The 4,616-nt window shown below is 71.3% G+C and carries 4 protein-coding genes; 1 reads left to right on the forward strand and 3 read right to left on the reverse strand.

Annotated features, from left to right (window positions below):
• Window positions 1-21: 21 nt before the first annotated feature.
• The 3 genes from ACWGIU_RS30370 to ACWGIU_RS30380 form a co-directional block, all read right to left on the reverse strand.
• Entirely contained in the window at window positions 22-396 is a 375-nt protein-coding gene (locus ACWGIU_RS30370) for an RNA polymerase-binding protein RbpA (RefSeq protein WP_007262928.1), read from the reverse strand.
• A gap of 313 nt (window positions 397-709) precedes the next feature.
• Complete coding sequence (locus ACWGIU_RS30375) at window positions 710-2,092, reverse strand: MFS transporter (RefSeq protein WP_453711153.1); 1,383 nt, start codon at window positions 2,090-2,092, stop codon at window positions 710-712.
• A gap of 67 nt (window positions 2,093-2,159) precedes the next feature.
• Window positions 2,160-2,930, reverse strand: a complete 771-nt coding sequence (locus ACWGIU_RS30380) for a glycerophosphodiester phosphodiesterase family protein (protein ID WP_453711155.1) — start codon at window positions 2,928-2,930, stop codon at window positions 2,160-2,162.
• A gap of 227 nt (window positions 2,931-3,157) precedes the next feature.
• Here ACWGIU_RS30380 and yczR point away from each other — a divergent pair.
• Window positions 3,158-4,616 (forward strand): MocR-like transcription factor YczR (yczR, locus tag ACWGIU_RS30385; RefSeq protein WP_453711157.1); only part of this gene is annotated, 1,459 nt, incomplete at its 3' end.

Here is a 4,616-nt window from a genome sequence, read left to right on the forward strand (position 1 = left end):
GCTTGTGTATCCGTCCGGCTGTCAGGCGGACTTGCGGCTGTCCCGCGGATGCACGGCAATGTTCATGGCGCCGGAACGCAGGACTGCGAGCCTTTCGGCCAGCACTTCCTCCAGCTCCTCGCGGGTGCGTCGCTCCATGAGCATGTCCCAGTGCGTTCGCGCAGGCTTGCCCTTCTTCTCTTCGGGCCCATCCCCGTCCACCAGGAGTGCCATGGCGCCGCACGCCTTGCACTCCCACTCCGGCGGAATTTCTGCCTCAACCGAGAACGGCATCTCAAATCGATGTCCGTTCTGGCATGCGTACTCCACCGCCTGGCGCGGGGCCAGATCGATGCCGCGGTCCGTCTCGTAGCTGGTAACCACGAGGCGCGTACCGCGGAGAGCTCGCTCACTCATGAATCGTGCCTCCCGGGCTTGTCGCCCACAGGACAGGTGTCGCTGTCGTCGTCATCCGGTCAACGTCCGGTCGGCGGTATAGATTCCCGCTCCGGGTCATGCGTCGCCCGTCGTGCCGCCCCTTGTTGTACCCACCACTGCCCGTTTTGTCACATCTGGCAGCAGATGTCACCCAACGTCCATGCTTCTTTAGCGCGCAGTAACGGTCCGCCTGGCAGGCCAAAGGCGTACACTACCGGCCCTTTGCTTCAACGTCTAAATTCGTTCGGAATTCGTTCGGAGATCCGGGCGGGGCGCACTCGCGGACCCCCTCTCAGATCCGCTCCGGTACAGGATTGCCTGCCGCCTCCACCGCGCGCCTCACCGGCACTCGCGCCAGGAGCACGAATCCCAGTGCGAAGAAGACCACCAGCGAGATGATCGCGTCCCGGTAGCTGCCCGTGAGCTGGTACGTCAGACCGAACACCAGGGGTCCCACCCAGCTCAGGCCGCGGTCGCTCATCTCGTACGCCGAGAAGTACTCCGCCTCCTTGCCCGCCGGTACCAGGTGCGAGAACAGCGAGCGCGACAGCGCCTGGCTGCCTCCCAGCACCAGCCCGATCATCGCGGCCAGCGCGAAGAACCAGACCGGCGTCCGGGCCGGTAGGAAGTATCCCGCCGCCAGCGTCACCGCCCACGCGGCCAGCGAGCCCAGGATCGTGCGCTTGGCTCCGTAGATCCGGGCGAGGCGGCCCATGCCCAGGGCACCCACCACCGCCAGGATCTGCACCAGCAGCACCGCCCCGATCAGGGTGGACTGCTCCAGCTTCAGCTCCTCCGAGCCGTAGATGGAGGCCTGGGAGATCACGGTCTGCACGCCGTCGTTGTAGATCAGGTACGCCAGCAGGAACGACAGGGTCAGCGGGTAGCGCCGCATGTCCTTCAGGGTGGCGACGAGCTGCTTCCAGCCGCTGACGGCCGGAGACGCCCCGGGCTCCCGCACCACGGCCCGGTCCCGCAGTCGGCGCAACGGGATCAGGGCGAAAGCCCCCCACCACAGGCCCGCGGAGGCCAGGCAGATCCGGATCGCCATGCCCTCGGACAGGCCGAAGGAGTCGTGCCCCATGTAGAGCACCAGGTTCACCACCAGCATCACCGAGCCGGCGGTGTAGCCGAAGGCCCAGCCCCGGGAGGAGACGGTGTCCCGCTCGTCGGGGGTGGAGATCTGCGGCAGGTAGGCGTTGTAGAGCACCATCGAGACGGACAGGGAGGCGTTCGCCACGACGAGCAGCAGGCCGCCCAGCAGATAGCGCTCACCGCCCAGGAAGAACATTCCGGCGGTCGCCGCGGCGCCCGTGTAGGCGGCCGCCGCCAGCAGCGGCTTCTTGCGCCCGGTCCGGTCGGCGACGGCCCCCACCAGCGGCATCAGCAGGACGGCCAGGATCACCGAGGCCGAGACGGCGTAGGCGAAGAAGGATCCGGCCCGGACCGGGATGCCCAGCGGGTGCACGAAGCCCTCGGCGTCCGCGGCGGACTTGGCCACGGCGGTCAGGTAGGGCCCGAGGAACACCGTCAGCACGCTCGCCGAGTAGACCGAGACGGCGAAGTCGTAGAAGTACCAGCCCCGCTGCTCGCGCTTGCGTTCGGCGGCCGCGGCTCTGCCGTCCTCCGCCCCGGGTTCCGCTTCCTCGGTCCTGCTGCTCTCTTCCGCACTCATGCGGTGTCCCCCTCGCTGGTCCCGTTCCGCAGCGGCATCCCGGGCCGGGCAGGGAGTGAAGGGCGCGTCAGGCCCAAGCCCCGCGCCGGTCCAGCACCGTGCGCAAGATGTCGATCCGGTCGGTCATGATGCCATCGACACCCAGGTCGAGGAGAGCCTCCATACGTTCCGGTTCGTTCACGGTCCAGACGTGCACCTGGAGTCCCCGCTGGTGCGCGGTCCGTACGAACCGGCGGTCGACCACACGGACGCCGGCCTGGATCTCCGGAACCTGGGCCGCAACCGCGCCCACGCGCAGCGCCGCGGGGATCGCGTACGAGCGCAGCCGCAGGCCGAGCACGCCGCGTACGCCGTAGGAGGTCGCCAGCCGGGGCCCGGCGATCTTCTGGGCGCGGGCCACCCTGCTCTCCGAGAAGGAGCCCACGCAGACCCGGTCCCAGATCCCGGCCCGGGCGATCAGATTGACCAGCGGGTGCAGCGCCGACTCGGCCTTGATGTCGATGTTCCAGCGGGCGTCCGGGAACTCCTCCAGCAACTCCTCGAAGAGCGACAGCGGCTCGGTCCCCGCCACCCGGGCCTCGCGGACGCGCTTCCAGGGCAGCTCGGCGATCCGCCCCCGGCCGTCGGTGACCCGGTCCAGCGTGGAGTCGTGGAAGGCGACGAGTTTCCCGTCCACCGTGGCGTGCACATCGGTCTCGAAGTACCGGTAGCCCGCTTCGGCGGCCCGGCGGAAGGCCGCCGCGGTGTTCTCCAGCCCGTCCGCGGCACCGCCCCGGTGCGCGAAGGGGATCGGGGCCGGGTGGTCCAGATACGGATGGCGAAGGCGTACGTGCGTCACGGCGGCAGTATGCCCCCGTGTCGCCCGTGGGGAGGATGCGGCCCCTCAGCTGCGTGATGAACGGCGCGCCGGCGCGGCCCTCCGGACCGCCCCCGGTGCACAGCAGGTCCCCCCGGCCTATGGTCCGGGTGGCCCCCGGCGTGACAGGGTGTAGGAGCGGAAGCAATCCAATACCGGCCGCGTCCGCGCTCGGGCGGGGCCAATTCGATGAAGGTGGACCGGACAGCATGGCCGAATGGACCTCAGCGGTCGGTGCCGCACAGCTCGCCCGTCTCATCACCTCCCAGCAGGAGCGGCCAAGCGTCCCCGGGGCGCGCAAGCTGCCCGCCTACCGGACCCTCGCCGACGGCATCCGCCTGCTCGTCCTCGAAGGCCGCGTCCCGGTCGCCGCCCGGCTGCCCGCCGAACGGGAACTGGCCGTCGCCCTCTCCTTCAGCCGCACCACCGTCGCGGCCGCCTACGAGGCCCTGCGCGGCGAGGGGTTCCTGGAATCCCGGCGCGGCTCCGGAAGCTGGACCTCCGTCCCGGCCGGAAACCCGCTGCCCGCCCGGGGCCTCGAACCGCTGCCGCCCGAGTCCCTCGGTTCGATGATCGACCTCGGCTGCGCCGCGCTCCCCGCCCCCGAGCCCTGGCTCACCAAGGCCGTCCAGGGCGCCCTGGAGGAGCTGCCGCCGTACGCGCACACCCACGGGGACTACCCCGCGGGGCTGCCCGCGCTGCGCCGGATGCTCGCCGACCGCTACACCGAGCAGGGCATTCCGACCATGCCCGAGCAGATCATGGTCACCACCGGCGCGATGGGCGCCATCGACGCCATCTGCAGCCTCTTCGCCGGGCGCGGGGAGCGGATCGCCGTCGAGTCCCCCTCCTACGCCAACATCCTCCAGCTGATGCGCGCCGCCGGGGTCCGCCTCGTACCCGTCGCCATGGCCGCCGGCCTCAGCGGCTGGGACATGGACGTCTGGCGGCAGGTGCTGCGGGATTCGGCCCCCCGCCTCGCCTACGTGGTCGCCGACTTCCACAACCCGACCGGCGCCCTGGCCTCCGAGGACCAGCGCCGCGCGATGGTGGAGGCCGCCCGGTCGGCCGGCACCGTCCTGGTGGCGGACGAGACCATGCTGGAGCTCCAGCTGGACCCGGATCTGGAGATGCCCCGCCCGGTGTGCTCCTTCGACCCGGCCGGCAGCACGGTCATCACCGTCGGCTCCGCGAGCAAGGCGTTCTGGGCGGGCATGCGGATCGGCTGGGTCCGCGCCGCCCCCGACGTGATCCGCAGCCTGGTCGCCGCCCGCGCCTACGCCGACCTGGGCACCCCGGTGCTGGAACAGCTCGCGGTGAACTGGCTGATGCGGACCGGGGGCTGGCAGGAGGCCGTCGGGATCCGCCGTGAGCAGGCCCGGGAGAACCGCGACGCGCTGGTCGCGGCGGTCCGCCGGGAGCTGCCGGACTGGGAGTTCGAGGTGCCCCGGGGCGGGCTGACCCTGTGGGCCCGCGCCGGTGGGCTCTCCGGCTCGCGGCTGGCCGAGGTGGGGGAGCGGGTCGGCGTACGCGTCCCCTCGGGGCCGAGGTTCGGCGTGGACGGTGCCTTCGAGGGCTACGTCCGGCTGCCGTTCACCGTGGGCGGGCCGGTGGCCGACGAGGCCGCCGCCCGCCTGGCGGCGGCGGCCCGGCTGGTCGGTACGGGCG

The sequence above is a fragment of the Streptomyces sp. NPDC054840 genome (assembly GCF_053611065.1).

Bases quoted from the DNA above. Each gene is read 5' to 3' on its own strand.
- ACWGIU_RS30375 (WP_453711153.1), bottom strand. From the start codon at position 2,092: ATGAGTGCGGAAGAGAGCAGCAGGACCGAGGAAGCGGAACCCGGGGCG.
- ACWGIU_RS30370 (WP_007262928.1), bottom strand. From the start codon at position 396: ATGAGTGAGCGAGCTCTCCGCGGTACGCGCCTCGTGGTTACCAGCTAC.